Origin of the sequence: Streptomyces sp. NPDC060002 (genome assembly GCF_042737245.1) — a bacterium.
In the GTDB taxonomy this organism is placed as follows: Bacteria; Actinomycetota; Actinomycetes; order Streptomycetales; family Streptomycetaceae; genus Streptomyces.
In genome coordinates, this window is sequence record NZ_JBHWUW010000035.1 from 66,585 (window position 1) to 92,555 (window position 25,971).

23 protein-coding genes, 1 pseudogene and 1 riboswitch are annotated in these 25,971 nt (G+C 71.8%); of the genes and pseudogenes, 6 read left to right on the top strand and 18 right to left on the bottom strand.

Annotated elements, in window-relative coordinates; all coding sequences use genetic code 11:
* Window positions 1-3 precede the first annotated feature (3 nt).
* Genes ACFWBD_RS27125 through ACFWBD_RS27145 form a run of 5 tightly spaced genes read right to left on the bottom strand, consistent with a single transcriptional unit; the run spans window position 4 to window position 3,362 of the window.
* Window positions 4-276, bottom strand: a complete 273-nt coding sequence (locus ACFWBD_RS27125; RefSeq protein WP_054239553.1) for a phosphoribosyl-ATP diphosphatase — start codon at window positions 274-276, stop codon at window positions 4-6.
* A gap of 33 nt (window positions 277-309) precedes the next feature.
* Window positions 310-795 carry a 6,7-dimethyl-8-ribityllumazine synthase gene (gene ribH / locus ACFWBD_RS27130; protein ID WP_030613284.1) on the bottom strand — a complete coding sequence of 162 codons (486 nt, stop codon included), beginning with the start codon at window positions 793-795 and terminating at the stop codon, window positions 310-312.
* A 37-nt stretch (window positions 796-832) separates the two neighbouring features.
* Window positions 833-2,122, bottom strand: a complete 1,290-nt coding sequence (locus ACFWBD_RS27135; RefSeq protein WP_385671891.1) for a bifunctional 3,4-dihydroxy-2-butanone-4-phosphate synthase/GTP cyclohydrolase II — start codon at window positions 2,120-2,122, stop codon at window positions 833-835.
* Entirely contained in the window at window positions 2,119-2,760 is a 642-nt protein-coding gene (gene pnuC, locus ACFWBD_RS27140) for a nicotinamide riboside transporter PnuC (RefSeq protein WP_385671894.1), read from the bottom strand. Before pnuC ends, ACFWBD_RS27135 begins: the two co-directional genes overlap by 4 nt.
* Window positions 2,757-3,362: a riboflavin synthase gene (locus tag ACFWBD_RS27145; RefSeq protein WP_385671896.1), complete on the bottom strand. Its 606-nt coding sequence runs from the start codon at window positions 3,360-3,362 to the stop codon at window positions 2,757-2,759. The genes pnuC and ACFWBD_RS27145 overlap by 4 nt, the downstream gene beginning before the upstream one ends.
* 146 nt (window positions 3,363-3,508) lie before the next feature.
* A riboswitch (FMN riboswitch) is annotated at window positions 3,509-3,639 on the bottom strand.
* A gap of 378 nt (window positions 3,640-4,017) precedes the next feature.
* Between ACFWBD_RS27145 and ACFWBD_RS27150 the strand changes: the two genes are divergently transcribed.
* A complete protein-coding gene (locus ACFWBD_RS27150) occupies window positions 4,018-4,761 on the top strand; it encodes an SDR family oxidoreductase (protein WP_385671900.1) in 744 nt (247 codons plus the stop codon).
* A 187-nt stretch (window positions 4,762-4,948) separates the two neighbouring features.
* On the opposite strand, the gene ACFWBD_RS27155 is transcribed toward ACFWBD_RS27150, so the two are convergent.
* Window positions 4,949-6,172 carry an ROK family transcriptional regulator gene (locus ACFWBD_RS27155; RefSeq protein ID WP_385671903.1) on the bottom strand — a complete coding sequence of 408 codons (1,224 nt, stop codon included), beginning with the start codon at window positions 6,170-6,172 and terminating at the stop codon, window positions 4,949-4,951.
* Window positions 6,173-6,324: 152 nt separating this feature from the next.
* On the opposite strand from ACFWBD_RS27155, the gene ACFWBD_RS27160 reads away from it, so the two are divergent.
* Window positions 6,325-7,527: an MFS transporter gene (locus tag ACFWBD_RS27160; RefSeq protein ID WP_385671955.1), complete on the top strand. Its 1,203-nt coding sequence runs from the start codon at window positions 6,325-6,327 to the stop codon at window positions 7,525-7,527.
* Here the strand turns inward: ACFWBD_RS27160 and ACFWBD_RS27165 are convergent.
* Window positions 7,487-7,945, bottom strand: coding sequence for an acyl-CoA thioesterase (locus tag ACFWBD_RS27165; RefSeq protein ID WP_385671906.1), 459 nt, complete (start codon window positions 7,943-7,945; stop codon window positions 7,487-7,489). The two genes, ACFWBD_RS27160 and ACFWBD_RS27165, sit on opposite strands and share 41 nt — an antisense overlap.
* A 143-nt stretch (window positions 7,946-8,088) precedes the next feature.
* On the opposite strand from ACFWBD_RS27165, the gene ACFWBD_RS27170 reads away from it, so the two are divergent.
* A complete protein-coding gene (locus ACFWBD_RS27170) occupies window positions 8,089-9,468 on the top strand; it encodes a uracil-xanthine permease family protein (RefSeq protein WP_385671909.1) in 1,380 nt (459 codons plus the stop codon).
* On the opposite strand, the gene ACFWBD_RS27175 is transcribed toward ACFWBD_RS27170, so the two are convergent.
* Complete coding sequence (locus ACFWBD_RS27175; protein ID WP_385671958.1) at window positions 9,447-10,565, bottom strand: glycoside hydrolase family 6 protein; 1,119 nt, start codon at window positions 10,563-10,565, stop codon at window positions 9,447-9,449. The genes ACFWBD_RS27170 and ACFWBD_RS27175 overlap by 22 nt on opposite strands.
* A gap of 142 nt (window positions 10,566-10,707) precedes the next feature.
* Here ACFWBD_RS27175 and ACFWBD_RS27180 point away from each other — a divergent pair, with 142 nt between their 5' ends.
* A complete protein-coding gene (locus tag ACFWBD_RS27180; RefSeq protein ID WP_385671912.1) occupies window positions 10,708-11,436 on the top strand; it encodes a DUF5995 family protein in 729 nt (242 codons plus the stop codon).
* 69 nt (window positions 11,437-11,505) lie between these two features.
* Here the strand turns inward: ACFWBD_RS27180 and ACFWBD_RS27185 are convergent, their stop codons facing one another.
* From ACFWBD_RS27185 to rpe, 10 genes and pseudogenes are all read right to left on the bottom strand, one after another.
* Window positions 11,506-13,203 carry a flavin monoamine oxidase family protein gene (locus ACFWBD_RS27185; RefSeq protein WP_385671915.1) on the bottom strand — a complete coding sequence of 566 codons (1,698 nt, stop codon included), beginning with the start codon at window positions 13,201-13,203 and terminating at the stop codon, window positions 11,506-11,508.
* 89 nt (window positions 13,204-13,292) lie between these two features.
* Complete coding sequence (locus tag ACFWBD_RS27190) at window positions 13,293-14,081, bottom strand: carbon-nitrogen hydrolase family protein (protein ID WP_385671918.1); 789 nt, start codon at window positions 14,079-14,081, stop codon at window positions 13,293-13,295.
* 158 nt (window positions 14,082-14,239) lie between these two features.
* On the bottom strand, window positions 14,240-15,376 hold the full coding sequence (locus ACFWBD_RS27195; RefSeq protein ID WP_385671921.1) for an MFS transporter: 1,137 nt from the start codon (window positions 15,374-15,376) through the stop codon (window positions 14,240-14,242).
* 251 nt (window positions 15,377-15,627) lie between these two features.
* The gene (locus tag ACFWBD_RS27200; protein WP_057606877.1) at window positions 15,628-16,080 is read right to left on the bottom strand and encodes an Lrp/AsnC family transcriptional regulator; all 453 of its coding nucleotides are present in this window, start codon (window positions 16,078-16,080) and stop codon (window positions 15,628-15,630) included.
* 10 nt (window positions 16,081-16,090) lie between these two features.
* Window positions 16,091-17,566 (bottom strand): amino acid permease, encoded by a 1,476-nt coding sequence (locus ACFWBD_RS27205; protein WP_385671925.1) that lies wholly within the window; start codon window positions 17,564-17,566, stop codon window positions 16,091-16,093.
* 370 nt (window positions 17,567-17,936) lie between these two features.
* Window positions 17,937-19,385: a GuaB1 family IMP dehydrogenase-related protein gene (locus tag ACFWBD_RS27210; protein WP_385671928.1), complete on the bottom strand. Its 1,449-nt coding sequence runs from the start codon at window positions 19,383-19,385 to the stop codon at window positions 17,937-17,939.
* Between the two features lie 122 nt (window positions 19,386-19,507).
* A complete protein-coding gene (locus ACFWBD_RS27215) occupies window positions 19,508-19,813 on the bottom strand; it encodes a barstar family protein (protein WP_385671931.1) in 306 nt (101 codons plus the stop codon).
* A pseudogene (locus ACFWBD_RS27220) lies at window positions 19,810-20,229 on the bottom strand (ribonuclease domain-containing protein). The gene ACFWBD_RS27215 and the pseudogene ACFWBD_RS27220 overlap by 4 nt, the downstream one beginning before the upstream one ends.
* Window positions 20,230-20,280: 51 nt before the next feature.
* Window positions 20,281-21,324: a sugar-binding transcriptional regulator gene (locus ACFWBD_RS27225; protein WP_385671934.1), complete on the bottom strand. Its 1,044-nt coding sequence runs from the start codon at window positions 21,322-21,324 to the stop codon at window positions 20,281-20,283.
* A gap of 90 nt (window positions 21,325-21,414) precedes the next feature.
* The gene (gene rpe, locus ACFWBD_RS27230) at window positions 21,415-22,101 is read right to left on the bottom strand and encodes a ribulose-phosphate 3-epimerase (protein WP_351767162.1); all 687 of its coding nucleotides are present in this window, start codon (window positions 22,099-22,101) and stop codon (window positions 21,415-21,417) included.
* Window positions 22,102-22,193: 92 nt separating this feature from the next.
* Between rpe and ACFWBD_RS27235 the strand changes: the two genes are divergently transcribed.
* On the top strand, window positions 22,194-24,401 hold the full coding sequence (locus ACFWBD_RS27235) for an MMPL family transporter (protein WP_385671937.1): 2,208 nt from the start codon (window positions 22,194-22,196) through the stop codon (window positions 24,399-24,401).
* 66 nt (window positions 24,402-24,467) lie between these two features.
* Window positions 24,468-25,922, top strand: coding sequence for an argininosuccinate synthase (gene argG, locus ACFWBD_RS27240; RefSeq protein WP_385671940.1), 1,455 nt, complete (start codon window positions 24,468-24,470; stop codon window positions 25,920-25,922).
* Window positions 25,923-25,971 lie beyond the last annotated feature (49 nt).

Sequence of the window (25,971 nt, forward strand, 5' to 3'; positions counted from 1 at the left end):
GGTTTACAGGTGGGCGTACACGTCGTCCAGCGAGATTCCGCGGGCGACCATCATCACCTGGACGTGGTAGAGCAGCTGCGAGATCTCCTCGGCGGCTGCCTCCTTGCCTTCGTACTCGGCGGCCATCCAGACCTCGGCGGCCTCTTCGACGACCTTCTTGCCGATGGCATGGACGCCCTTCCCGACCAGTTCCGCTGTGCGGGAAGTGGCGGGGTCGCCGCTGGCGGCCTTCTGCTGGAGCTCGGTGAAGAGCTCCTCGAACGTCTTCTTGGACATGGTGATCCCACCCTAGCCGTTGTGCCGGCCTGGCTACCGCCAGGGTTCGGATACTGAGCGGAGGGTGGCCGCGGTCGCCACCGCCGCCGTCACCGCCTCGTGCCCCTTGTCCTCGTTGGAGCCCTCGATGCCGGCCCGGTCCAGGGCCTGCTCCTCGGTGTCGCAGGTGAGGACGCCCATGCCGACGGGCACGCCGGTCTCGACGGAGACCTGGGTGAGGCCCTGGGTGACGCCCTGGCACACGTACTCGAAGTGCGGGGTGCCGCCGCGGATGACGACGCCGAGGGCGACGATCGCGTCGTAACCCCGCCCGGCCAGCACCTTGGCGACGACCGGGAGCTCCCAGCTGCCGGGGACCCTCAGCAGGGTCGGCTCGTCGATGCCGAGGTCGTGCAGGGCGCGCAGCGCGCCGTCGACCAGTCCGTCCATCACCTTCTCGTGCCACTGTGCCGCGATGACGGCGACCCGCAGGTCACCCACATTGCGTACGGACAGTTCCGGTGCGCCCTTGCCGCTCACGTCTCTCCTCTTGCCTTCGTGCCTTGCCGACTTGCGTCTACTGGTTGCCGCAGGGGGACACGGGGGCCGTGTCCAGCCAGGGCAGATCGTGTCCCATCCGGTCCCGCTTGGTGCGCAGGTAGCGGATGTTGTGCTCGCCCGCCTGTACGGGCATCGGCTCGCGCCGGGTGACCTCGATGCCGTGCCGGACGAGCGCGTCCGTCTTCTCGGGGTTGTTGGTCATCAGCCGCACGCTGCGCACGCCGAGGTCCTCGAGGATCTGCGCGCCTGCCGCGTAGTCACGGGCGTCGGCGGGCAGGCCCAGCTCCAGGTTGGCGTCGAGGGTGTCGTGCCCCTGCTCCTGGAGCTCGTAGGCCCTCAGCTTGGACAGCAGACCGATGCCCCGGCCCTCGTGCCCGCGCAGATAGACGACCACGCCCCGGCCCTCGCTCTGGATGCGCTCCAGGGAGGTGTCGAGCTGGGGGCCGCAGTCGCAGCGCTGGGAGGCGAAGATGTCGCCGGTGAGGCACTCGGAGTGCACCCGGACGAGGACGTCCTCGCCGTCGCCGAGCTCGCCGTGGACGAGGGCGACGTGCTCGACCCCGTCGACGGTGGAGCGGTAGCCGTACGCGGTGAAGGTGCCGTGGACGGTGGGCAGCCGGGTCTGGGCCTCGCGGCGGACGGTGGGCTCGACGCTGCGGCGGTAGGCGATCAGGTCCTCGATGGAGATGATCGTCAGACCGTGCTTGCGGGCGAACGGGATCAGTTCGGGCAGGCGGAGCATCCGGCCGTCCTCGCCGGCGATCTCGACGATGGCGCCGGCCGGGCGCAGCCCCGCGAGACGGGCGAGGTCGACGGCCGCCTCGGTGTGGCCGTCGCGGGTCAGCACACCGCCGGGCTTGGCGCGGAGCGGGAAGATGTGCCCCGGGCGGACGAAGTCCGTGGCCTCGGTGACGCCGCTCGCCAGGAGCCGCAGCGTGGTGGCGCGGTCGGCGGCGGAGATGCCGGTGGTCACGCCGTGGGCGGCGGAGGCGTCGACGGAGACCGTGAACGCGGTCTTCATCGACTCCGTGTTGTCCTCGACCATCTGCGGGAGCTTCAGGCGTTCCAGTTCGTCGCCCTCCATGGGGGCGCAGATCAGGCCGCGGCACTCGCTCATCATGAAGGCGACGATCTCCGGGGTGGCCTTCTCCGCGGCGATGACGAGGTCCCCCTCGTTCTCGCGGTCCTCGTCGTCGACGACCACCACGGGGCGGCCTGCGGCGATGTCGGCGATGGCCCGCTCGACGGGGTCCAGCGCGAAGTCCTCGATGCCGTCCGTGCTGTAGAGGATCGGTGCGGTACTCATGCCGGCGCTCCTTCCAGAGCGGGTTGCGAGGCCTTGCGGGAGCGCAGCCACCAGTCGCGCATGCCCCACAGGACGAGCGCGCCGTAGATGACGTAGACGAAGCCGGAGAAGGCGTAGCCGTTGGCGAAGTTCAGGGGGACGCCGACGAGGTCGACGAGGAGCCAGGCGATCCAGAACTCGACCATGCCGCGCGCCTGGGCGTACATGGCGACGATCGTGCCCACGAAGATGTAGGCGTCCGGCCAGGGGTCCCAGGACAGGGAGGGGTGGGCCTTGAACAGCAGGGCCACCGCGACGGTGCCCACGGCGGCGGCGCCGACCATGGCCGCGCGCTCGGTCCAGGTCGCGAAGCGGGGGGTGATCTGGCCGTCCTCGGAGCGCCCCCTGTTGCGGTTCCACTGCCACCAGCCGTACAGGGCGACGACCATGACGACGACCTGCTTGCCGGCGCTGCCGGTCAGATGGCCGTAGAAGGCGCCGAAGAGGACGAGCCCGGAGAGGAACTGCACCGGCCAGGTCCACAGGGAGCGGCGCCAGCCGAGGGCGAGGGTGATCAGGCCCAGGATGTTGCCGATCATGTCCGACCAGAGGATGTGCTGGTCGAGAAGGGTGAAGGCCTCGGAGTTCAGCGAGTTCACTGCGCCGCTCCCCGGGTGGTGGTCAGCAGGCGCTCGACGTACTTGGCGACGATGTCCACCTCGAGGTTGACCGGGTCGCCGGGCTGCTTGAGGCCGAGCGTGGTCAGGGCGAGGGTGGTGGGGATGAGGCTGACGGTGAAGAAGTCGGGACCGGCCTCGACGACGGTGAGGCTGATGCCGTCGACGGTGATGGAGCCCTTCTCCACGACGTACCGGGCGAGGTCGGCGGGGAGGGCGATCTTGATGATCTCCCAGTTCTCGGAGGGCTTGCGCTCCAACACCGCGCCGGTGCCGTCGACATGACCCTGCACGATGTGCCCGCCGAGGCGGTCGCCGACGGCGGTGGGGCGTTCGAGGTTGACGCGGGAGCCGACGCCGAGCGCTCCGAGGCTGGAGCGGTCCAGGGTCTCCGCCATGACGTCGGCGGTGAACTCGTCGCCCTCGTGCTCGACGACGGTGAGACAGACCCCGTTCACGGCGATGGAGTCGCCGTGCTTCGCGCCGTCGGTCACGACGGGGCCGCGCAGCCGGAAGCGGGAGGCGTCGCCGAGATTCTCGACGGCGGTAACTTCACCCAGCTCTTCGACGATTCCGGTGAACACTTCCCGGGTCCTCCTGCCTCTTCGGGCACGGACTCCGGGGCCTGTCGATGACGACAGAAGGTACGGGCAACGACACCGGGGGCGACGCCGGACAGACTCGTCCGCGGACGAGTACGTATACGGCGGCGCGCACGAATGCCCGCCCGCCGCGCACTGCCTCCCATCCGGACTTTAACCGTCGGTCCAGGAATTTCACCTGGTCAACCGGCCGCTGGAAGCGACCGGGTCGCGGACTGTAACCGCCGGTTCGGACTTTCACCGACCCCGGAGTGCGCTGCTTTGGTTTACAGGGCCAGTGTGCCACGCCGGGTACGCGTCCATACAGGTGAAAGATGTGGGGTGGCTCACAGGCCGTCAATTCGGGTTGCGCCCGGTTCGGTTCGGGCCGGCCGCGGCGCGGCCCGGGATTGGTCCATACCTATTGACGTACTGGTCTAGTCCTTTCTAGGGTCGGCGGAGTGCGGCCCGGCGGCGGTGACGACGGCCCTTGCCCGCCGCCGGGTCCCTTCGCTCCGGCCGATCACCGCACGTTCCGTCGGGCGGGAACCCCGCCGTGAGCTGCGGGACGTGCGAGCCCTGGCCGACCCGGACAAGCTTGACCGACGGAGGGCGTTCCGGCCTGGAGCGCGCCCGGTGTCCGAAGGGGCTGAACGGTATGACCACGATCCTCGTGACCGGCGGTACGGGAACCCTCGGGCGGCTCGTCACCGAACGGCTGCGGGCGGGCGGGCACGAGGTGCGGGTCCTGAGCCGGCACACCCAGCCGTACGCCGTCGACCTGCGCGAGGGCGGGCCGGGACTGGACGCGGCCGTCGCGGGCGTGCACACGATCGTGCACTGCGCGACCACTCCGCGCGGCGGCGACGAGCAGGCGGCCGCGAACCTGATCGCCGCCGCGCGGCAGGCGGGGGTGGCGCACCTGCTCTACATCTCGATCGTGGGCGTCGACCAGGTGCCGTTCGGCTACTACAAGGCCAAGCTCGCCGTGGAGAACCTGCTGGCGGAGTCGGGGCTCGGCTGGACGGTGCTGCGCGCGACCCAGTTCCACGACCTGCTGGTCCAGGTGTTCCAGGGGCTGGCCAAGGTGCCGGTGATGATGCTGCCGGCCGGGGTGAGCGACCAGCCGGTGGAGGTCGCGGAGGTCGCCGACCGGCTCGCGGAGCTGGCGGCGGGCGCACCGGCCGGCCGGGTCGACGACATGGGAGGGCCCGAGGTGCGCACGCTCGAGTCGCTGGCCCGCGCGTTCCTGAAGGCGAGCGGCCGGCGGTGCGCGGTGGTGAACGTGCCGCTGTGGGGCGCGGCCTACCGGGGCTTTCGCGCGGGAGGTCACCTGGCACCGGAGCGGGCGGTGGGCAAGGGCACGTTCGAGGACTACCTGGCCACGCGCATCCGCCGCTGAAGCACCCGTCGTTGAAGCACACATCGTTGAAGCCCACCCGCCGTCAGTGCGCACCCGTCGCCGGAGCACACGTCGCTGAAGCACACGTCGCCGGAGCACACGTCGTAGAAGCCCACCCGTAGTTGGTGCACACCCGTCGTCCGGAGCGCATCCGTCGTCGGCGCATTCGTCGTCGGAGCGCCTCGGTTCAGCGCGCCGTGCCGAAGAGTTCCTCCTGGGCGGCGTCGCGGGCCGTCAGCAGCGCCCCGCGCAGCACCGCGCCGCCGCCCAGGGCGCTGGGACGCACCTCCGTGGGCAGCGGCGCCATCTGCCGCAGGCGCCGTGCCACCCGGCTCGCGAGGATCTCCCCGCCGGCCTGGCCGACCTCCCCGCCGAGGACCACACAGCCGGGGTCCAGGACGGCGACGACGGAGGCCGCGCCGAGGGCGAGACGGTCGGCCAGGGCGTCGAGGAAGCCGTTGGCGCCGCCGGTGTCCGGCGCGTCCACCGCCACGCGCACCAGCGCCGCCGCCACCGGCCCGTCGGAGCGCGCGTGCGCCGTCAGCCCGTACTCCCCCGCCAGTGCGGCGATCGCCGCCGAGCCGGCCAGCGAGTGGAAGCCGCCCTCGCAGTCCGTCGCCGAGGGCAGGCCGTTCGTGCCGGGCACCGGCAGGAAGCCGATCTCGCCGGTGCCGCCGGAGGCGCCGCGGCGCAGTGCCCCGTCCAGGACGACGGCCGCGCCGGTGCCGTGGCCCAGCCACAGCAGGACGAAGGTGTCGCGGTCCCGGGCGGCGCCCTCCCGCTGTTCGGCCAGGGCGGCCAGATTGGTCTCGTTCTCGACGAGCGCGTGGGCGTCCGGGAAGCGTTCCTGCAGGGCGGCCACCAGCCGGCGGTGCCACTCGGGCAGGCCGCTGGAGTCGCGCAGTTCTCCGCTCGAGGGGTCGATCAGCCCGGGTGCGCCGATGCCGAGGGTGTGCAGCCGGCCCCAGGCCCGGACACCTTCGCGCGGGGGCGCCCCCATGGCCTCGGCCTCCTTCGCCGCCCGTTCGACCAGCGAGACCGCCTGTTCCACGGCCGTCCCGGTGCCCGTGCCGCCGCCGATGGGCACGGACGCCTCGGCGAGCACCCGGCCGACCAGGTCCGAGACGAGCACCGTGACCCCCTCCGTGCGCACGTCCAGCGCGGCCAGATGGGCGCGGTCGGCGACGATGGCGTAGAGCTTGGCGTTCGGTCCGCGCCGCTGCTCGCCCGCCTCCCCGGCCACCTCGATCAGACCGGCGGCGGTGAGGCGTTCGACGAGGTCGGCGACCGACGGGCGGGACAGGCCGGTGAGCTGCTTCAACTGCCCTGCCGTCAGTGGGCCTTCGTACTGGAGCAGCCGGAGGGCGAGCCGGTCGTTGATGGCCCGGGCGGTGCTCGGGGAAGCGGGCATGGCGGGAATCCTCCCACGGCCAGGGGGACCGGATCGGTGGCAGCCGACCGTCGGCCCCTATTTATCAGGCAGGGTTCCTGATAGTTTACGACGGCATCGCGACGGCGCGGCGCGAATCCGGGAGGGACGGGAGAATGAGCCGAGTGGACGCAGTGATCCACGCACCGTCGGAGGTCCGGCGCGCCCGGTACGCCGTGGCGGCCGTGTTCGCCGTGCACGGCGCGGTCACCGGTTCGTTCGCCACCCGCGTGCCGTGGATCCAGGACCACGCCGACGTGTCCACCGGACAGCTCGGGTTCGCGCTCGCCTTCACGGCGTTCGGCGCGGCCTGCGCGATGCCGCTGGCCGGCTCGATCACCCATCGCTTCGGCAGCCGCGCGGCCCTGCGCGGACTGCTCGCACTGTGGACGCTGTCGCTGACCCTGCCCGCCCTCGCCCCGAACCTGCTGACGCTCTGCCTGGCGATGTTCGCGTACGGCGCGTCCGCGGGCATGGCCGACGTGGCGATGAACGCCCTGGGCGTCGAGGTGGAGCGGCTGCTCGACAGGTCGATCATGTCGGGGCTGCACGGCATGTGGAGCGCGGGCGCCCTGATCGGCTCGGCGGGCGGGACGCTCGCCGCGCACCTGGGTGCGGACGCGCGCGTGCACCATGTGCTGTCGGCGGCCGTCCTCACCCTCCTGGGCCTGCTGGCCTGCCGCTGGGTGCTGGACCTGCGGCCGGCCGAGGACGAGGAGCCGCCCCCGCGGTTCACGCTGCCGCCCCGCTCGGCGCTGCTGATCGGCGCGGTCGGGTTCTGCGCGGTGTTCGCGGAGGGCGCCAGCCTCGACTGGTCGGCCGTCTACCTGCGCGATCAGCTCGGCTCGTCGGCCGGGGCGGCGGCCGCCTGCACGACCGGCTTCATGTTCACGATGGCGGTGGCCCGGATCGTGGGCGACGCGGTGGTGAACCGGTTCGGGGCGGTGCGTACCGTCCGGGCGGGCGGTGTCCTCGCCGCGCTGGGCGGGCTGCTGATCGTCGTCGCGGGGCACCCGGCGGTGGCGATGGGCGGGTTCGGGCTGATGGGGCTGGGCATCGCGGTCGTCGTACCGCTGTGCTTCGCGGCGGCCGGGCACAGCGGGCCGAACCCGAGCCAGGCCATCGCGGGCGTCGCGACGATCACCTACACCTCCGGCCTGATCGCGCCGAGCCTGATCGGCGGGGTGGCGCAGGCGACCAGCCTGGTGGTGTCCTTCGTCGTGGTGACGGTGCTGGCGTGCGGGCTCGTGCTGTTCGCGGGTGTGCTGCGGGGCGGCGAGCGGACCGGCGCGAAGGTCAGTCCGCGGGCCGCAGCAGTGCCCGGCCCCCGGCCCTGAAGGCGTCGCTCCACGGCGTGGGGCGCAGGGTGGTCGCGTCGAGTCGCACCAGGACGCGGGTGCCCTGCGCGTATGTCGTGACCCCGTCCGGCGAGCAGAACCGGAAGCCGTACGTCAGCCCCGTGGTGCCGAGCCGGTCCAGCCAGAGGTGGACGGCGTACGTGCCGGTACGGGTGACCGGGGCCTCGTAGCCGATCAGCAGCTCCTTGACGACGTTGCAGGCATCCCCGGCGCTCGCCCAGTCGCCCTCGAAGCGGACTCCGTTGTCCTGCCAGAACTCGGTCCAGGCCCGCTCGACGAGCAGGGGGTAGCGGGCGTTGTGCAGCATGCCCAGCGCGTCCAGGTCGTCGAAGTGGACGGTGACGGGCATGAGCCGGCCGTACGACACAGCTGGGGCGCTCGGGGCTTCGGCGGTCACGACGGGGGGCTCCTGTGCGGGTATGAGGTGCGTGTACGGGGAAACTACCCTCATCCTACGGGGTCGCTAAGCGGTCGCTCACCCTCCGGTTTCACGTGAGAATGGTCCGGACATCCGCATCCCCAGGAAAGCGAACCCGCACCATGGATCTTGGCGTCCGCTGGAAACTGCACGGCGACGGACGCACCCCGGCGCCCGGCGCTGTGGTCCGTCCCGACGAGCGGCTCTCCTGGCCCCGCACGGCGGGGCTCGGCGCGCAGCACGTGGTGGCGATGTTCGGGGCCTCCTTCGTCGCGCCCGTCCTCATGGGCCTCGACCCCAACCTCGCCATCATGATGTCCGGCGTCGCGACCGTGATCTTCCTGCTCGCGACCCGTGGCCGGGTGCCCAGCTACCTCGGCTGCTCCCTGTCCTTCGTGGGCGTGGCCGCGGTCATCCGGGCGCAGGGCGGGACGAGCGCCACGGTCACCGGCGCGGTGTTCGTCGTCGGGGTGGCGCTGTTCGTCGTCGGACTGGCCGTGCAGCGGTTCGGGGCGCGGATCATCCACGCCGCGATGCCGCCGATCGTGACGGGCGCGGTCGTGATGCTCATCGGCTTCAACCTCGCCCCGGTCACCGCCACCACCTACTGGCCGCAGGACCAGTGGACGGCCCTGCTGGTCATGGCGTTCACCGGTATGGCCGTCGTCTGCCTGCGTGGATTCTGGTCCCGCATCGCGATCTTCCTCGGCCTCGTCTTCGGGTACGGCATCTCGTGGGTGTTCGACCGGGTCTTCGGCCGGATCCACTCCGCCGACGCGAGCGGCAAGGTCACCGACCACTGGCGGCTCGACCTGTCCGGGGTCGGTCACGCCGACTGGATCGGGCTGCCGTCCTTCCACGGCCCGTCCTTCGAGTGGTCGGCGATCCTCGTGGCGCTCCCCGTCGTCATCGCGCTGGTCGCGGAGAACGCGGGGCACGTCAAGGCCGTCGGCGAGATGACCGGCGACGACCTGGACGACCGGCTCGGTACGGCGATCTCCGCCGACGGCGTCGGCTCGATGCTGTCCACGGCCGTGGGCGGCCCGCCCAACACCACCTACTCCGAGAACATCGGCGTGATGGCCGCGACCCGGGTCTACTCGACGGCCGCCTACTGGGCCGCCGCCGGGTTCGCCCTGCTCTTCGGCCTGTGCCCGAAGTTCGGCGCGATCGTCGCCGCGATCCCCGGCGGGGTCCTCGGCGGCATCACCGTCATCCTGTACGGCATGATCGGCCTGCTCGGCGCGCAGATCTGGATGAACGCCGGGGTCGACCTGCGCAACCCGCTGAACCTGGTGCCGGCCGCGGCGGGCATCATCATCGGCGTCGGCAACGTCTCGCTGGAGTTCACCGACACCTTCTCGCTGAGCGGCATCGCGCTCGGCACGGTCGTCGTCATCACGGGCTACCACGCGCTGCGCGCGTTCGCGCCCGCCCACCTCACGTCGCGGCGGCCCCTGCTGGACGAAGGCACCAGCAGCTACGACGACGCCAGTTCGTAGGCGTACGACGGGCTGAACTCGCCGGCCGCCCCCTTGCAGCCGTCCGACTCCCCCGGCAGCTTCACCCACAGATAGGCGTCGATCCGGGCCTGTCCGGTCTGGAAGGTCGGGGCCCGGCCGATGCTCCGCCCGTCCGGGTCGCACCACTCGCCGGCGGCCGGCGCGCCGTTGCCGTTGCGGCTGGTGTCGATGACGGCGCCCAGGCCGGGCGGGCCGCCCAGGGCGTCCAGGACCCGGCGGTCGTAGGCGACCTCGTCGGCCGTGCGGTGGAAGTTGGAGACGTTGCTGAAGATCCCGTCGGAGGACGCGGCCGAGGCGGCGCCGGCCTGTCTCAGCAGCGCGGCCTGCTCGGCCGGGGCGTTCCAGCCGGAGTGCCCGGCGTCGTAGTAGACGCGCGCCTTCGGGTCGGCCGCCTTCAGCACGCGTCCCGCGCGGGCCAGCGCGGCGAGCCGGTCGGCCCGCCCGGCCTCGTCGAGGCAGTCGGTCTGGGCTACCGAGTCGGGCTCCAGGACGACCACCACCTCGCCGGAGCCGAGCCCGGCGGCGAAGGCGTCGATCCAGCCCGCGTAGGCGTCGAGGTCGGGCGCCCCGCCCTCGGAGGCGCCGCCGCAGTCACGGTCCGGGATCGCGTACGCCACGAGGACGGGCACCCGGCCCTGACCGGCGGCGCCCGCCGTGACCGCGCGGACCCGTGAGGTCACGGTGTCGGGGGCGTACTCGGTGAACCACACGGCCGCCGGCCGGCTCGCGATCCGGGACTCGATGACGGCGGTGCGCGGATCCGCCGGGTTGGCGCGGACCCAGTCGAGGACCTGGGAGTCGGGGTGGCGGTAGAGGCTCGTGGTCACGGCGGCCGCCCGCGGCTTTCGCGCGGTACGGCCGGGTGAGGGCGTCGGCCGCACGGTCGGGGCGGAGGCCGAGGGGGATCCCGACGGGGACGGCTGGTTCGCGGTCGAGGGGGACAGGAGCGTCGCGCTCGCCTTCGGGCGGGCCCGGTCGGTGCCGCGTGGATCGTCGCCTTCGTCCCCGCCGCCGAATGCGGTCAGCATCCCCGCCGCGGCGCCCAGGGCCACCACCACCGAGGCGGCGGCGACCATGACACCCCGCCGTCCGGCCCGTCCCTCACGTACGCCTCGCACCGTGCTGTTCCCCTCCCGCGTGACGGGCTCGTTCCCCCGTTCCGGGGAAGCGTCGGGCCCGCCGACACGCGGGCCAGCCTAGGACTGTCACCCTGCCCCCATGCCGCAATCGGAACAGTTCACCGCTCCCGTCGGGACAGGCCTCGACACGGACCGCACGAGTGTCGACGAGGTGCTCGCCCGGATGCGCGCCCTCGACGCGGCCCTGCCTCCCGGAGACGGCGTCGCGGTCTTCAACCGCGTCTACCTCGCGGTGACCCAGGAGGTCGACCGGCGCATCGACACGGGCCGGTTCCCGGACGCGCGGGCCGCGATCACGCTGGACGTACGGTTCGCGAAGCGCTACCTGGACGCGGTGGACCCGGGGCCGGCCGACCGGCGGCCACCGGCCTGCTGGCGGCCGCTGCTCCAGTTCCGCCGCCATCCCGGGGTACGCCCGCTGCAGTTCGCGCTCTCGGGCATCAACGCGCACATCGGGCACGACCTGGCGCTCGCCGTGGTGGACGCCTGTCGTAGCCTCGGCTGCGAACCGGCCGAGCTGGAGGACGAGTTCGACCGCGTGGGCGAGCTACTCGGCTCGCTGGAGGAACGCATCCGCGAAGAGCTGATGCCGGGCCCCGACCTGTTGCAGATCGCCGACCCGCTCACCCATCTGCTCGGCTCCTGGAGCCTGGAGCGCGCCCGGGACGCCACCTGGACGACGGCCCGGGCCCTGTGGGCACTGCGCCGGCTCCCCGACGTGGCCGGGGAGTTCACCGAACGCCTCGACACGGCCGTCGGCTTCGCGGGCCGCATGATGCTCACGCCGCTGTCGGGCCTCGTGCTGTGAACTCCCGTGCGCTGTGAGACCCCGTGCGCTGTGAGACCCCCGCGCTGGCGGACCTCGCGCCGTGCGGGCTCAGTCCTCCGGGAGTTCCACCGGCGCGATCTCGTCGTACACGTCGCCAGGGCCCGGGTTGGTCACGTCGGTCGTCCCGCCGAAGTGGTGCATGACGCCCCAGACCGCGTTCAGCGCGGTCTGCACCGCCCCTTCGGCCCAGCCCGCGGTCCAGGAGATGTCGTCGCCTGCGAGGAAGACGCCCCGCTTGTCCTCGGGCAGCCGGTCCTGCATGAAGTGGGTGAACAGACGCCGCTGGTAGCGGTAGTGGCCCGGCAGGTTGGCCTTGAACGCGCCCATGAAGTAGGGCTCGTTCTCCCAGGAGACCGTCACCGGGTTGCCGATGATGTGCTTCCTGATGTCGACGTTCGGATAGATCTCGCCGAGCGACTTCAGCATGACCTCCATCCGCTCGTTCGCGGACAGCGGCAGCCACTTCAGGCTGTCGTCGCACCAGGTGTACGACAGGCAGATGACGGCGGGCCGGTCCGGGCCGTCGTCGAGGAGGTAGGTGCCGCGCGTCATCCGGTCGGTGAGCGTCATCGACATGACGTCCCGGCCCGTAACCTCGTCCTTGTCGAGCCAGAACGGCCTGTCCACCGGCACGAACAGCTTGCTGGACTCCATGTAGTGGGTACGCTCGATCGCCGTCCAGTGGTCGATCGGGAAGAGCGAGTCGTCGCAGGCGATCTTCGACAGCAGCATCCAGGACTGCGCGGTGAACACCGCCGCCGGGTAGGTGCGGATGTCGCCGTTCGCGTCCGTCACGGTGATCCCGTTGCCGGCGGTCCGGTGCAGCCGGGTCACGGCCGGGCGGGGCTCGCCGCCCTCGTGCAGGCTCGCCAGCGAGGTGCCGTACGCCCAGTGGACGATCTTCTCGGGCTCGCGCTCCCAGAGGCGCTGCGGCAACTGCTGGGAGCCGCCGACGATCCCGCGGTGGTGGTCGTCGGCCTCGGTGTAGACGACGCGCAGGATCTCCAGGATGGAGTTCGGGAAGTCCGTGTCCCAGCCGCCGGTGCCGAAGCCGACCTGGCCGAAGATCTCGCGGTGCCGGAAGGACTTGAAGGCCTCGGAGTCGCAGAGGAAGCCGTAGAAGGTCTGGTTGTCGAGCTTCTCGACGAGCTTCGCCCAGATCTCGCGGATGCGCGGCACGTCCCGCTCGCGCATGGCCTGGTTCATGTCGGAGAAGTCGGCGCCCTCTTCGAGGCACCTGTTCCAGGCGGCGGCGACATCACGGTAGACCTGCGGCAGGTCCGCGGCCGTCTCGGCGTAGTGCGACTCGCCCTTGAGGTCGACGACCGTCGAAGGGGTCGCCTCCGCGAGGGGGTTGGGGAAGGGCTGGGTCTCCAGTCCCACCAGGTCGATGTAGTGCTGGAGCGCCGTGGAGGACGGCGGGAAGCGCATCGCGCCCATCTCGGCGGTGAGGGAGGGGTCGCAGCCCTCGAAACCGATGGTGCGCAGCCGTCCGCCGATCCGGTCGGCCTCGTAGACGACCGGCTTGAGGCCCATCTTCATCAGCTCGTACGCGGCCACGACGCCGGACAGTCCGCCGCCGATGACGGCGACCTCGGTGCCGTGCTCGGTCGCGGGGATCTGGCCGAGGCCCGCCGGGTGGGCGAGGAAGTCGTCGTACGCGTAGGGGAAGTCCGGGCCGAACATGGTGATCGGCGGCTGCTGCTCGTCTGCGTGCTCGACGGCGTTGGGCACGGTGGACGTCATGGGGTACGGACTCCTTGCGCGTGGTGACTCGGGGGAAGGCTCAGGGGGCGACAGGTGCGGAGCGGGTGCGAAGCGGGTGCGGGCCGGGTTCAGACCAGGGACCCGTAGAGGCCGGGGCGGCGGTCCTTCAGGTACGGGTTCGCCTCGCGGGACGCGGCGAGGGCGACCGGGTCGGCGTCGGCGAACACCAGCTCCTCGCCGCGGCCGGCGCGGGTGCGCGCGACCCCGTCGGGACCGGCCAGCGTGGAGAGGCCGACGAACTCGAACTCGCCTTCCTGGCCGACCCGGTTGACGTACGCCACGTACATCTGGTTCTCGAAGGCGCGGACCGGGATCACCGACTCGGCGACGAACTGGAAGGGGTGCATCTGCGCGGTCGGCACGACGAGGAGGTCGGTGCCGGCGAGGGCGTGGGCGCGGACGTTCTCCGGGAACTCGACGTCGTAGCAGATCATGAGGCCGACGGTGAGGCCGTTCAGCTCGGTCTGGACGACCGGCTGCCCACCGGGCCGGAAGTGGTCGCGCTCGAAGCAGCCGAAGAGGTGGGTCTTGCGGTAGTTCGCGAGCCGGCTGCCGTCGGCGGAGATCAGCTGGGCGGAGTTGTGGACTGTCTCGCCGTGGCGCTCCGGGTAGCCGTACGCGACGGCGAGGCCGTGCCGGCCGGCGATCTCGGCGACGGCGTCCGCGGAGTCCCCGTCGGCGGGCTCTGCGAGGCGGGCGATGTCGTCGCCGATCGCGTACCCGGTGAGGAACATCTCCGGCGCGACGAGCAGCCCGGCGCCCGCGGCGGCTGCCCGGTCCGCGGCCTCGTCGAGGACCTTCAGGTTCTCGACGACGGAGCCGGGGCGGCCGGAGCTCTGGAGCAGGGCGGTGCGCATGCGGGATCCTCACCGGGCGAAAGGGTGGTTGTGGGGGCCATCTAGACGGTACGGGCGCCCACCCGGGCCGGACAAGAAGGAGCCGTTGCGCGTCGGTGAGCGGATCGTTGCGTGCGCGGGCCGCCGGGCGGCGATTCGTTGCGCCTCTCCATCACCCCTCACCCGCCGCCGGCCCGCCCGCCCCTCCCCCGGGCCGGCGTCGACATCGCCGACGCCGTGATCAGGTACGGCACCGCGCACAGGGCGAAGACGACGCCGTGCGGGAACGTCGAGCCGAGGGCGCCGTACCCGCCGTACACCGCGATGGTCACCACCTCCGTCCCGAGGCCCGCGACCGAGGTGAGGGTGGCCCGGCCGGCGCCCTCGATGCGCTGCTGGAGCCGGACGTCGGCCAGAACCGTCGCCAGCTGGAAACCGCCGAAGGCGAGGGCGACCAGGGCGATACCGGCCGGGGTGCCGCTGATCCCTCCGACGGCGAGGGCGAGCGCGGAGAGGGCGAGCAGCGCGGCGAATCCCCTGCGGCCCAGGCGCTCGGCCGGTCCGGCGAGCAGGCTTCCGGCGGTGACGCCGGCCCAGATCAGCACCAGCAGGCCGGGGATGTTCGCCTCCGGTACACCCGTCTCCCTGACCAGCAGGGGCGTGTACTCGTCGAGGGCGCCCCACACCGCCGTCACGGCCGGGACGAGCAGCAGGGCGCCGCGTACGGAGCGGTCGCGCCGGGCGTCGGCCGGTCCGGCCCGCAGGGGCGCCGCCCGGCTGTCGCCGTCGCCCGCCGGCCGCCGGTGCTCGCAGAAGCGGGTCGCCGTCGCGGCGCAGAGCAGACACGCCAGCACACTGGCCGCGCCGACGGCCGGGTATCCGCCGACCGCGAAGACCGGCCCGGCCAGGCCCATCGCCGTCATCACGGCCACCTGACCCACCGCGTGCGCGCGGCCCATGAGCCGGGCGTACCGGTCCGCGGCGCCGGCCCGGTCCAGCTCCTCGTAGACCAGTGCCTCCAGGGCGCCGGAGCCCAGCGCGCCGCGGGCGCCCCACAGGACGAAGCCGGCCGCGAAGGCCCCGTACGACGGGAACAGCACCCACAGTGCGAAGCCGGCCGCGCCCAGCAGCGGGCCGATCCACAGCAGCAGCCGTCTGGAGACGGCGTCCGCCCAGGCGCCCGAGGGCACCTCCAGCAGGGCGCCGGTCAGCGACCACAGGACGAACAGGGAGGAGATCTGCCCGACGGACAGGCCGCTGTCCGCGAACAGCAGCGCGTACACCGGGTAGAGCAGCACGAACTCGTCGAGGAACACGTACGCGTACAGCGTGGCGGTCAGTCGACGGACGTCGGGGCCGGTCGTGGATCAATGTCGCCAGGTCATGACACCGATGGTAGACAGTTCACGCCCCGCCGCCCACCGGTTTCCCGGTGGTCTCGAAGATGGTGTGCACCACTCGACCGGGAACAACGCGCTGGCCCGCAAGAGGGCCGAGTAGGCCGACGCGGGCCGGCCCGGATCAGGTCGGCAGGTCGGCTCGGACCGGCAGGTCGGCTCTGGTCGGCTCAGGTCGGTGCGCCCGCGGAGAAGCGGCGCAGCAGCGGCGACAGCACCAGCACGGACTTCGTCCGCTCCACGAACGGCTCCCCCGCGATGCGCTCCAGCACCCGCTCGAAGTGACGCATGTCGGCGGCGAAGACCTGGGCGACGGCGTCCGCCTCCCCGGTGACGGTGGACGCGGCCACGACCTCCTGGTAGCGCTCCAGGCCCCGCTGGATGGTCTCCGGGGAGGTGTTGCGACGGCAGTAGATCTCGACGAACCCCTCGGTCTCCCAGCCGAGCGCCGCCGGGTCGACCCGAACGGTGAAGCCGGTGATGGCCCCGGTGGCCCGCAGCCGGTCCACCCGCCGCTTCACGGCGGGCGCGGACAGGCCGACCAGTTGCCCGATGTCCGCGAAGGAACGGCGGGCGTCCTCGGCGAGGGCGTGCACGATGCGTTCGTCGAGATCGTTCAGCACAGTGGGTTGATCACTTCTCAGATGGTGCGGGCGCTGCGAGACGGGAGCGGCGATGGCCGTAGAGGAAGTAGAACACGAGCCCGACCGCCATCCAGACTCCGAAGACCACCCAGGTGACGGCCGAAAGGCTGCCCATCATCCAGACGCAGAAGGCGAGACCCAGGGCCGGCAGTACCGGCGAGAGCGGCACCCGGAAGGTCCGGGGCATGTCGGGACGGGTCCGGCGCAGCACCACGACCGCGATGTTGACCAGCCCGAACGCGAAGAGCGTGCCGATGCTGGTGGCGTCCGCCAGCTGGCCCAACGGGATCGCGGCGGCCAGCACTCCGCAGAACAGCGACACGATCACCGTGTTCGCGCGGGGCGTGCCGGTCTTCGGGTGGACGCGGGAGAACACCTTGGGCACCAGGCCGTCCCGGGACATCGCGAAGAGGATGCGGGTCTGGCCGTACAGCACGGTCAGGACGACGCTCGCGATGGCGATGACCGCGCAGAAGGCGAGGAGGGTGCCCCAGAAGGACTGGCCGGTCACCTCGCGCATGATCTGCGCGAGCGCGGCCTCGGAGTCGCCGAACCGCCGCCAGGGTTTGGCGCCCACGGCGACGGCCGCGACGAGGACGTACAGCGCCGTCACGATGACGAGCGACAGCATGATCGCGCGGGGCAGGTCGCGCTGCGCGTTCTTCGCCTCCTCACCGGCGGTGGAGGCGGCGTCGAAGCCGATGTACGAGAAGAACAGCGTCGCGCCGGCCGCGCTGACGCCCGCCATGCCCAGCGGCATGAAGTGCTCGTAGTTGCCGGAGCGGAAGCCCTGGACGCCGATGGCGCAGAACAGCACCAGCGCGGCGATCTTCACGGCCACCATGACGGTGTTGGCGCGCGCCGACTCGCGGGCGCCGCCGAGCAGGAAGGCCATGGCCAGGAGGACGACGACGAGAGCCGGCAGGTTGAAGATGCCACCGTCCCCGGGCGGCGCCGACAGCGCGTCGGGGATGGTCACGCCGATCGTCCCGTCGAGCAGTTCGTTGAGGTACTCGCCCCAGCCGACGGCCACGGCGGCGACCGACACGCCGTACTCCAGGACCAGACACCAGCCGCAGACCCAGGCGACCAGTTCGCCCATCGTCGCGTACGCATACGAGTACGAGGAGCCCGCGACCGGGATGGTGCCCGCCAGCTCGGCGTAGGACAGGGCCGAGAAGAGCGCCGTGAGTCCGGCGATCACGAAGGAGAGCGTGACGGCGGGACCTGCCTTGGGCACCGCCTCGCCGAGGACGACGAAGATGCCGGTGCCGAGGGTGGCGCCGATGCTGATCATCGTGAGCTGCCACAGCCCGAGGGAGCGCCTGAGAGAACCTCCCTCGCCCTGACCGCCCTGGGCGACCAGGTGTTCCACGGGCTTGCGCCGCATGAGGCGCGCGACGGGCCCCGGGGACGCGGGGGCGGTCCGACTGCTCTGCTGCGGGGGTGCGCCTTGATCGAGCACGCGCTGACTCCTTCGTCGCTGCCTCTCGGCGTGACGGGAACCGGCGGCACACCTGCGCTGAGCAGGAACCCACCGAGCGGGGTCCCCGCCACGCTACGTACAGCGCACGACCCTACGAGCAGGGCCGTAGCACTCGTAATGCTGCAACCTTGCGCACCCACGCAAGATCGTTGCGTTCATCGCTCCAAGCTGCACATTCGTTGCAGGCCGGCTGAACGCGCCCCATAGGGGGCGCGGGGGCTGTGTCGCTACGCGGCTCCGCCGCGACCAGCCACAGCGCACCCGCACCGGCACCCGCACCCGCACCCGCACCCGCAAGACGACGATCAGCACCGTTCCCACGCGCCGACCGGCGGAGCGTCCCGCGGAGCTACCAGCTCGCGTGCAGCGGCTTGCCCTCCGCATAACCGGCCGCGCTCTGGATGCCGACGACGGCCTTCTCGGCGAACTCCTCGAGAGAGCCCGCACCCGCGTACGTGCAGGAGGAGCGCACGCCCGCGATGACCGAGTCGATCAGGTCCTCGACACCCGGGCGGGCCGGGTCGAGGAACATCCGCGAGGTGGAGATGCCCTCCTCGAACAGCGCCTTGCGGGCACGGTCGTACGCCGACTCGTCGGAGGTGCGGTTGGCGACGGCGCGTGCCGACGCCATACCGAACGACTCCTTGTACAGGCGGCCGCCCGCGTCCTGCTGGAGGTCGCCCGGGGACTCGTAGGTACCGGCGAACCACGACCCGATCATCACGTTGGACGCACCGGCGGCCAGCGCCATGGCGACATCGCGCGGGTGGCGGACACCGCCGTCGGCCCATACGTGCTTGCCGTACTTCTTCGCCTCGGCCGCGCACTCCAGGACCGCCGAGAACTGCGGCCGGCCCACACCGGTCATCATGCGGGTGGTGCACATGGCGCCCGGGCCGACCCCGACCTTGATGATGTCGGCGCCCGCGTCGATCAGATCCTTGACGCCCTCGGCCGAGACGATGTTCCCGGCGACGATCGGCACCCGCGGGTCGAGCGCGCGCACGGTACGGATCGCGCTGATCATCGACTCCTGGTGGCCGTGCGCGGTGTCGATGACGAGCGTGTCCACGCCCGCGTCGAGCAGCTGCTTGGCCTTGCCCGCCACATCGCCGTTGATTCCGACGGCCGCGGCGACGCACAGCCGGCCCGCCGCGTCGACGGCCGGCGTGTACAGCGTGGCGCGCAGGGCGCCCTTGCGGGTGAGGATGCCGGCGAGCTTGCCGTCCCGGTCGACGGCGGGGGCGTAGCGCCGGTTGGCCGTGTCGAGGGTGTTGAAGGCCTCGCGCGGGTCGATGTCGGCGTCCAGGAGCAGCAGGTCCCGGGACATGACGACCTCGAGCTGGGTGAAGCGGTCGACCCCGCTCAGGTCCGCGTCGGTGACGACACCGACCGGGCGGAACTCCTCGTCGACGACGACGCCCGCGTTGTGCGCGCGCTTGGGCAGCAGGGCCAGGGCGTCGGCGACCGTCTGGTGCGGGGCGAGCACGATGGGGGTGTCCAGCACCAGGTGCCGGCTCTTGACCCAGGTGACGACCTCGGTGACGACGTCGATCGGAATGTCCTGCGGGATGACCACCAGCCCGCCGCGCCGGGCCATGGTCTCGGCCATCCGGCGACCGGCCACGGCGGTCATGTTGGCGACGACCAGCGGGATCGTGGTGCCCGTGCCGTCCGGGGCGGCCAGGTCGACAGCCTGACGCGACCTGACCGCGCTGCGGCTCGGCACCATGAAGACGTCGTCGTAGGTGAGGTCGTACGCGGGCTGGATGTCGTTGAGGAAACGCACGTGCTGCACATCCCAGTCGATCAAAGGTGACCCCCGGACAGGTCAGCCAGGGGGAGAAGCACGTACTTCATTCTCCCACGACGACCGTGCCGCGATGCCCGGACAGAACGTCCAAGCAGCTCAGGGGGCCCTTAGGAGGATCCTCCGAGGGCGAGCAGCACGGACAGCGCCGGGACCTGGTCCACCGCCTGGGCGAAGACGTCCTGCGCGATCACCCACTCCTGCGGCCGCGCGTCGGCGTACGGCCGCCAGTTCCGTACGACGATCTGGAGCCCGCCCTCCCCGGGCGGGGCCGGGAGGTCCGTGAGGCTGTCGGCGAGGGCGTCCCAGTTGTGTCCGAACCAGTCGGGCAGGCCGAGGGCGTCGGCGCAGCGGTCCATCAGCGCGGACTTGTCGGTCACCCCGTCCAGATCCAGCGTGACCACGAACTGCGTCATCTCAGCACCGCCCGGAACGTGTCGTAGTGATCATCGGTGTAGTAGAACTCTTCGCCCCGCCCGGTGACAACGCGTCGGGCCCCGCGGTCGCGCGAGCCCGGCGTCTCGACGGTGTATTCGTGGTGATAACCGCGCTGGTGCGCGGGCAGCGGTCCCTCGAAGTTTCCCGAAGACGGCGCCGTCCTTGGCGTACGGGAACGGGCCGCCGTCGTCGATGAGCCGGAGCGTCCGCCGGGCCTCGGGGGCAGCTCGGACTCCCGGACCGTGGCCAGACCGCCGGCCCAGGACGGCTCGGCGGCCCGTGCGGCGGCCGGGGTGGACTCCTGCGGACCCGGCCGCCCCGACGCACAGCCGGTGAGCAGGGCGAGCGGGAGGAGCAGGCACACAAGCACGCGGGGGACGAACCGCAGCAGCATGCGTTCGATGCTGTCCACGGCCGTCCCCTCATGGCCTGCTGCCCGGACCCGTCAGACCCCGTCCGGGTCCGCCCGGCCCAGGGCGGGCTTCGGTGTCGGCCCCGCCGTCATCAGATAGTCGGCCGCCGACGTGTCCGTCACCAGACTGGTGACGAGCCCGGACCGGAGCACCGCGTCGATCGCGGCCGCCTTGCGCTGACCGCCCGCGATCGCGACGACCTCGGGAACCCGGCGCAGCTGGTCGGTCTTGACCGTGATGCACCGCTCGCCCAGGTCCCGCCCGACCCGGCGGCCCTCGGCGTCGAAGAGGTGCGCGGACATCTCGGCGGCGACCCCGAGCGAGGCGTAGTGCGCGCGCTCCTCGTCGCTGAGCATGTCGTGCACCGTCGAGATGCCCGGCTCCCAGGAGCCGATGGAGACACAGGCGACCGTGACCTTGTCGAAGTACTCGAAGGCCCGGGCGATCCCGGTCTGGTGGCGCAGCGCGGTTGCGGTGGCCACGTCCGGCAGCAGCATCGGCGCGTAGATGGGGTGCGCGTCGCCGCCGGACACCTGGGCGGCGCGGCGGACGGCCTCGACCGAGCCGCGCTCGGCGGTCCCGGCGTCGTACACACCCGTCAGCTGCACGACCGTGCACGGCGGCAGCCGGTCCAGCGCCGCCGCCATGTGAATCGTGGACCGGCCCCAGGCCAGCCCCAGTACGTCCCCCTCGTCGACCAGTTCGCCGAGCAGGTCGGCGGCCACTTCCCCCAGGTTCTCGGGGTCCGTGGTCTCCTCGGCCTCGGCCGGGGACTCGACCACGACGGCGTGCCTGAGGCCGTAGCGGGCGCGGAGCGCGTCCGAGCGCTCCGCGTCCAGCTCGGCCGGCACGCGGATCTCGATCCGTACGAGATCCCGTTCGAGGGCGGTCTCCAGGACCCGGGCCACTTTGAAGCGGCTGACGCCGAACTCCTCCGCGATCTGGATCTTGGACTTTCCCTCGAGGTAGAAGCGGCGGGCCATGGCCGCCGCCTGCACCAGCTCAGCGGGTCCCATCCGCATGGCTGACCGGCCCGCCGACATACCCGACACGGCGTTCTCCTCACTGCTGTTCACACTCTGGATACGCCGTTCATCCTCGCAGATCCGGCGCAGTTGATCAGCTCTGGTGGGAGCCGTTCACATACCTGTCGGTAAGTGGTTGGTTTAGTGTCCACATGCCCAGGAGGCGCCGGCGATCGCCGCCTCCGCCTGAGCCCGCAGGCCACGGACCGCCTCCGCCGGGTCGTCCGCCCCGTATACGGCCGAGCCTGCCACGAACACGTCGGCTCCCGCCTCGGCGCAGCGCTCGATCGTCGAGGCCGAGACCCCGCCGTCGATCTGGAGCCACAGTTCGAGGCCGTGCTTGCTGATCAACTCGCGGGTGCGGCGGATCTTGGGGAGCATGATGTCGAGGAAGGCCTGGCCTCCGAAGCCCGGCTCGACCGTCATGATCAGCAACATGTCCAGTTCGGGCAGCAGGTCCTCGTACGGCTCGATGGGCGTCGCCGGCCTGAGCGCCATGGAGGCACGGGCGCCCTTGGCCCGGATCTCGCGGGCGAGTCGCACGGGTGCGGCGGCGGCCTCGACGTGGAAGGTGACGGACGAGGCACCCGCCTCGACGTACTGCGGGGCCCAGCGATCGGGGGCCTCGATCATCAGATGGCAGTCCAGCGGAGTGTCCGTCGCACGGGCCAGTGACTCTACGACCGGCACCCCGAGCGTGAGGTTCGGGACGAAATGGTTGTCCATGACGTCGACGTGGAGCCAGTCGGCTCCGGCGACCGCCTCCGCCTCGTCCGCAAGGCGGGCGAAGTCGGCGGACAGGATGCTGGGGTTGATCTGCACGGCCATGACCCAAGCCTGCCATGCCCTGTGGGGGTTGCGGGCATCGGTCCGGCGCAGCGACGGTGGTGGGCACGCACCGCACGGCCCCGGAGGCGGTCATGACCGAGCAGACTCCGCGGACTCCGCAGTCCCCGAAGACGGCGCGGACCGCCCGCAACCCGCAGCGCGGCATCGCGCACCTGGTCTGCGGGCGCCGCGCGAAGTGGCTGGTGCTGGCGCTGTGGCTGGTGGTGCTGTTCCTGACGGCGCCCTTCGCCCAGAAGCTCACCGACGCCCAGGACAACGACGCGGCCTCCTGGCTGCCGGGGTCGGCGGAGTCCACCCAGGTGCTGGAGATCTCGCAGGACTTCAGGCCCGAGCAGATCCCCGCGGTCGTCGTCTATGCCCGCGACGGGGGTCTGACGGCCGAGGACCGGGCGCAGATCACCGAGGACGCGGCTCAGCTCAGGCAGCTCACCGACCACGGCATCCGCGGCACAGAGACCCGCGGCCCGGTCTACGACCGCCCGGCCGACCCGCGCGCCGCCCAGATCTACGTGCCGATCACCATGGACGAGAAGGGCTGGGAGCGCATCGCGCCGGCCGTCGACTCGATCCGTGACGTCGTCGGCGACGGCGGCGCCGGTCTGGCCGTGCACATCACCGGACCCGGCGGCACCTCCGCGGACTTCTCCGCGGCCTTCGAGGGCATCGACTCGACCCTGCTGCTGGCGGCGATGGGGGTGGTCGTCGTCATGCTCCTGATCACCTACCGCAGCCCCACCCTCCTCGTCGTCCCGGTGCTCGCCGTGGTCGCCGCCCTGTTCACCGCGCAGGCCCTGATCTACTTCCTGGCCGAGCACGCGGGTCTGACGGTGAACGGCCAGAGCGCAGGCATCCTCACGGTGCTCGTGTTCGGCGCGGGCACGGACTACGCCCTGCTGCTGGTGGCCCGTTACCGGGAGGAGCTGCGCCGGCACGAGGACCGGCACGAGGCGATGGCCCTGGCGCTGCACCGCGCGGGCCCCGCGGTCCTGGCCTCCGGCGCCACGGTCGTCCTGAGCATGCTGATGCTGCTGGCCGCCGAGATGAACTCCACCCGCGGCCTGGGCCCGGTCGCGGCCATCGGCGTGGCGGTCGCGCTGCTCGCGATGATGACCCTCTTCCCCGCCCTGCTGGTGATCTGCGGCCGCTGGATCTTCTGGCCGGTGATCCCCCACTTCGGCTCCTCCGACCCGACCGAGCACGGTGTCTGGGCCCGCACGGGCCGTGGCATCGCCCGCCGCCCGCGCCTGGTCTGGGCCGTGACGGCACTGGTCCTGGCGGTCTGCTCGCTGGGCCTGATCCAGCTGCGCGCCGAGGGCATTGGCAACGCGGACGCGTTCACCGGCAAACCGGACTCGATCACGGGCCAGGAGGTGTCGGCGAAGTACTTCCCGGCGGGCAGCGGCGACCCGCTGGTCGTCATCGCCGACCTGGCCCGGTCCGGGCAGGTGAAACGCGCGGTCGCGGGGACGGAGGGCGTCGTGCCGACGTCCCTCGGTCTGCCGGCGGGCACGAAACCCGTCCACGACGGCCAGGTGCTGTTCGAGGCGACGATGACCGACCCGGCCGACAGCGAGGCCGCGAAGCAGACCGTGGAGCGGGTCCGGGACGCGGTGCACGAGGTGCCGGACGCCGACGCCAAGGTGGGCGGCGGCACGGCGGCGCTCCTCGACATGGACAAGGCGACCACCCATGACAACCTGGTGATCATCCCGCTGGTCCTGGCCGTGGTCCTGCTCATCCTCTGCGCGCTGCTGCGCGCCCTGATCGCCCCGCTGCTGCTGGTCGCGACGGTGATCCTGTCCTTCGCGGCGGCCCTGGGTCTCAGCGCGCTGGCGTTCCGCCATCTCTTCGACTACGCGGGCGAGTCGACGGACTTCCCGCTGTTCGTCTTCGTGTTCCTGGTGGCCCTGGGCATCGACTACAACATCTTCCTCACTACCCGGATCCGTGAGGAGACGGCCCGCCAGGGCACCCGGCAGGGCGTGGTGACCGGCCTGGCGGCGACCGGCTCGGTCATCACCTCGGCGGGGCTGGTCCTGGCCGGCACCTTCGCGGCCCTCGCCACCCTTCCCATGGTCGCCTTCGCGGAGATCGGCTTCGCGGTGGCCCTGGGCGTCCTCCTGGACACCTTCATCGTGCGGTCGGTGCTCGTCACCTCACTGTTCCTGGACATCGGACCGAAGATCTGGTGGCCGCACCGGCTGGCCCGGGAGAGCCGCGCGGTGTCGCCGAAGGGCCCCGCAGACCCCGCACGGCCGGCCGAGAGCACCGAGCACTGAGAGGCCGAGCCGGCCGTCAGCCCCCCGCCCTTTGCATGACCATGCGAGTTCATGCATAATCTTCCTATGTCCAAGGTCCTCACCTCCCTTCCCGCCGGCGAGCGCGTCGGCATCGCCTTCTCCGGCGGGCTCGACACCTCGGTCGCGGTCGCGTGGATGCGCGACAAGGGTGCCGTCCCGTGCACCTACACCGCCGACATCGGCCAGTACGACGAGCCCGACATCGCCTCGGTGCCCGGCCGCGCGAAGACCTACGGCGCCGAGATCGCGCGCCTGGTCGACTGCCGCGCCGCACTGGTGGAGGAGGGCCTGGCCGCACTCACCTGCGGGGCGTTCCACATCCGCTCGGGCGGGCGCGCCTACTTCAACACCACGCCCCTCGGCCGTGCCGTCACCGGCACCCTCCTGGTCCGGGCGATGCTCGAGGACGACGTCCAGATCTGGGGCGACGGCTCGACCTTCAAGGGCAACGACATCGAGCGGTTCTACCGGTACGGCCTGCTGGCCAACCCGCACCTGCGGATCTACAAGCCCTGGCTGGACGCGGACTTCGTGACCGAGCTCGGCGGGCGCAAGGAAATGTCGGAGTGGCTCGTCGCCCACGACCTGCCCTACCGGGACAGCACGGAGAAGGCGTACTCCACCGACGCCAACATCTGGGGCGCCACCCACGAGGCCAAGACCCTGGAGCACCTGGACACCGGCGTCGAGACCGTCGAGCCCATCATGGGCGTGCGGTTCTGGGACCCGTCGGTCGAGATCGCCACCGAGGACGTGACGATCGGCTTCGACCAGGGCCGCCCCGTGAAGGTCAACGGCAAGGAGTTCGCCTCCCCCGTCGATCTGGTGATGGAGGCCAACGCCATCGGCGGCCGCCACGGCCTCGGCATGTCGGACCAGATCGAGAACCGCATCATCGAGGCCAAGAGCCGCGGCATCTACGAGGCGCCCGGCATGGCCCTGCTGCACGCGGCCTACGAGCGTCTGGTCAACGCGATCCACAACGAGGACACCGTCGCCCAGTACCACAACGAGGGACGGCGCCTGGGCCGGCTGATGTACGAGGGCCGCTGGCTGGACCCGCAGGCGCTGATGATCCGGGAGTCGCTCCAGCGCTGGGTCGGCGCGGCCGTCACCGGCGAGGTGACGCTGCGGCTGCGGCGCGGTGAGGACTACTCGCTCCTCGACACCGCGGGACCGGCCTTCAGCTACCACCCGGACAAGCTGTCCATGGAGCGCACCGAGGACTCCGCGTTCGGCCCGGTGGACCGGATCGGCCAGCTCACCATGCGCAACCTCGACATCGCCGACTCGCGCGCCAAGCTGGAGCAGTACGCCACGCTCGGTCTGATCGGCAGCGGGAGCCCCTCGATCGGCGCCGCCCAGGCCGCCGCGACCGGTCTCATCGGCACCATGACGGAGCTGCCGGAGGGCGGCGCCGAGGCCATCGCCTCCCGCGGCGAGGTCTCCGACGACGACCAGCTGCTGGACCGCGCCGCGATGGAGTTCGGCACGGACTGACCCCGGCGGGGCCCCACCCGTGAAGAAGGCCGGCCGCACGCCCGTGGGC

Excerpts from the sequence above, each read along its gene's own strand:
- ACFWBD_RS27125 (WP_054239553.1), bottom strand. The coding sequence starts at position 276 with ATGTCCAAGAAGACGTTCGAGGAGCTCTTCACCGAGCTCCAGCAGAAG.
- ACFWBD_RS27135 (WP_385671891.1), bottom strand. The coding sequence starts at position 2,122 with ATGAGTACCGCACCGATCCTCTACAGCACGGACGGCATCGAGGACTTC.
- ACFWBD_RS27150 (WP_385671900.1), top strand. The coding sequence starts at position 4,018 with ATGACCACGATCCTCGTGACCGGCGGTACGGGAACCCTCGGGCGGCTC.
- ACFWBD_RS27155 (WP_385671903.1), bottom strand. The coding sequence starts at position 6,172 with ATGCCCGCTTCCCCGAGCACCGCCCGGGCCATCAACGACCGGCTCGCC.
- ACFWBD_RS27170 (WP_385671909.1), top strand. The coding sequence starts at position 8,089 with ATGGATCTTGGCGTCCGCTGGAAACTGCACGGCGACGGACGCACCCCG.
- ACFWBD_RS27175 (WP_385671958.1), bottom strand. The coding sequence starts at position 10,565 with ATGGTCGCCGCCGCCTCGGTGGTGGTGGCCCTGGGCGCCGCGGCGGGG.
- ACFWBD_RS27180 (WP_385671912.1), top strand. The coding sequence starts at position 10,708 with ATGCCGCAATCGGAACAGTTCACCGCTCCCGTCGGGACAGGCCTCGAC.
- ACFWBD_RS27185 (WP_385671915.1), bottom strand. The coding sequence starts at position 13,203 with ATGACGTCCACCGTGCCCAACGCCGTCGAGCACGCAGACGAGCAGCAG.
- ACFWBD_RS27190 (WP_385671918.1), bottom strand. The coding sequence starts at position 14,081 with ATGCGCACCGCCCTGCTCCAGAGCTCCGGCCGCCCCGGCTCCGTCGTC.
- ACFWBD_RS27215 (WP_385671931.1), bottom strand. The coding sequence starts at position 19,813 with ATGACGCAGTTCGTGGTCACGCTGGATCTGGACGGGGTGACCGACAAG.
- rpe (WP_351767162.1), bottom strand. The coding sequence starts at position 22,101 with ATGGCCGTGCAGATCAACCCCAGCATCCTGTCCGCCGACTTCGCCCGC.
- ACFWBD_RS27235 (WP_385671937.1), top strand. The coding sequence starts at position 22,194 with ATGACCGAGCAGACTCCGCGGACTCCGCAGTCCCCGAAGACGGCGCGG.
- argG (WP_385671940.1), top strand. The coding sequence starts at position 24,468 with ATGTCCAAGGTCCTCACCTCCCTTCCCGCCGGCGAGCGCGTCGGCATC.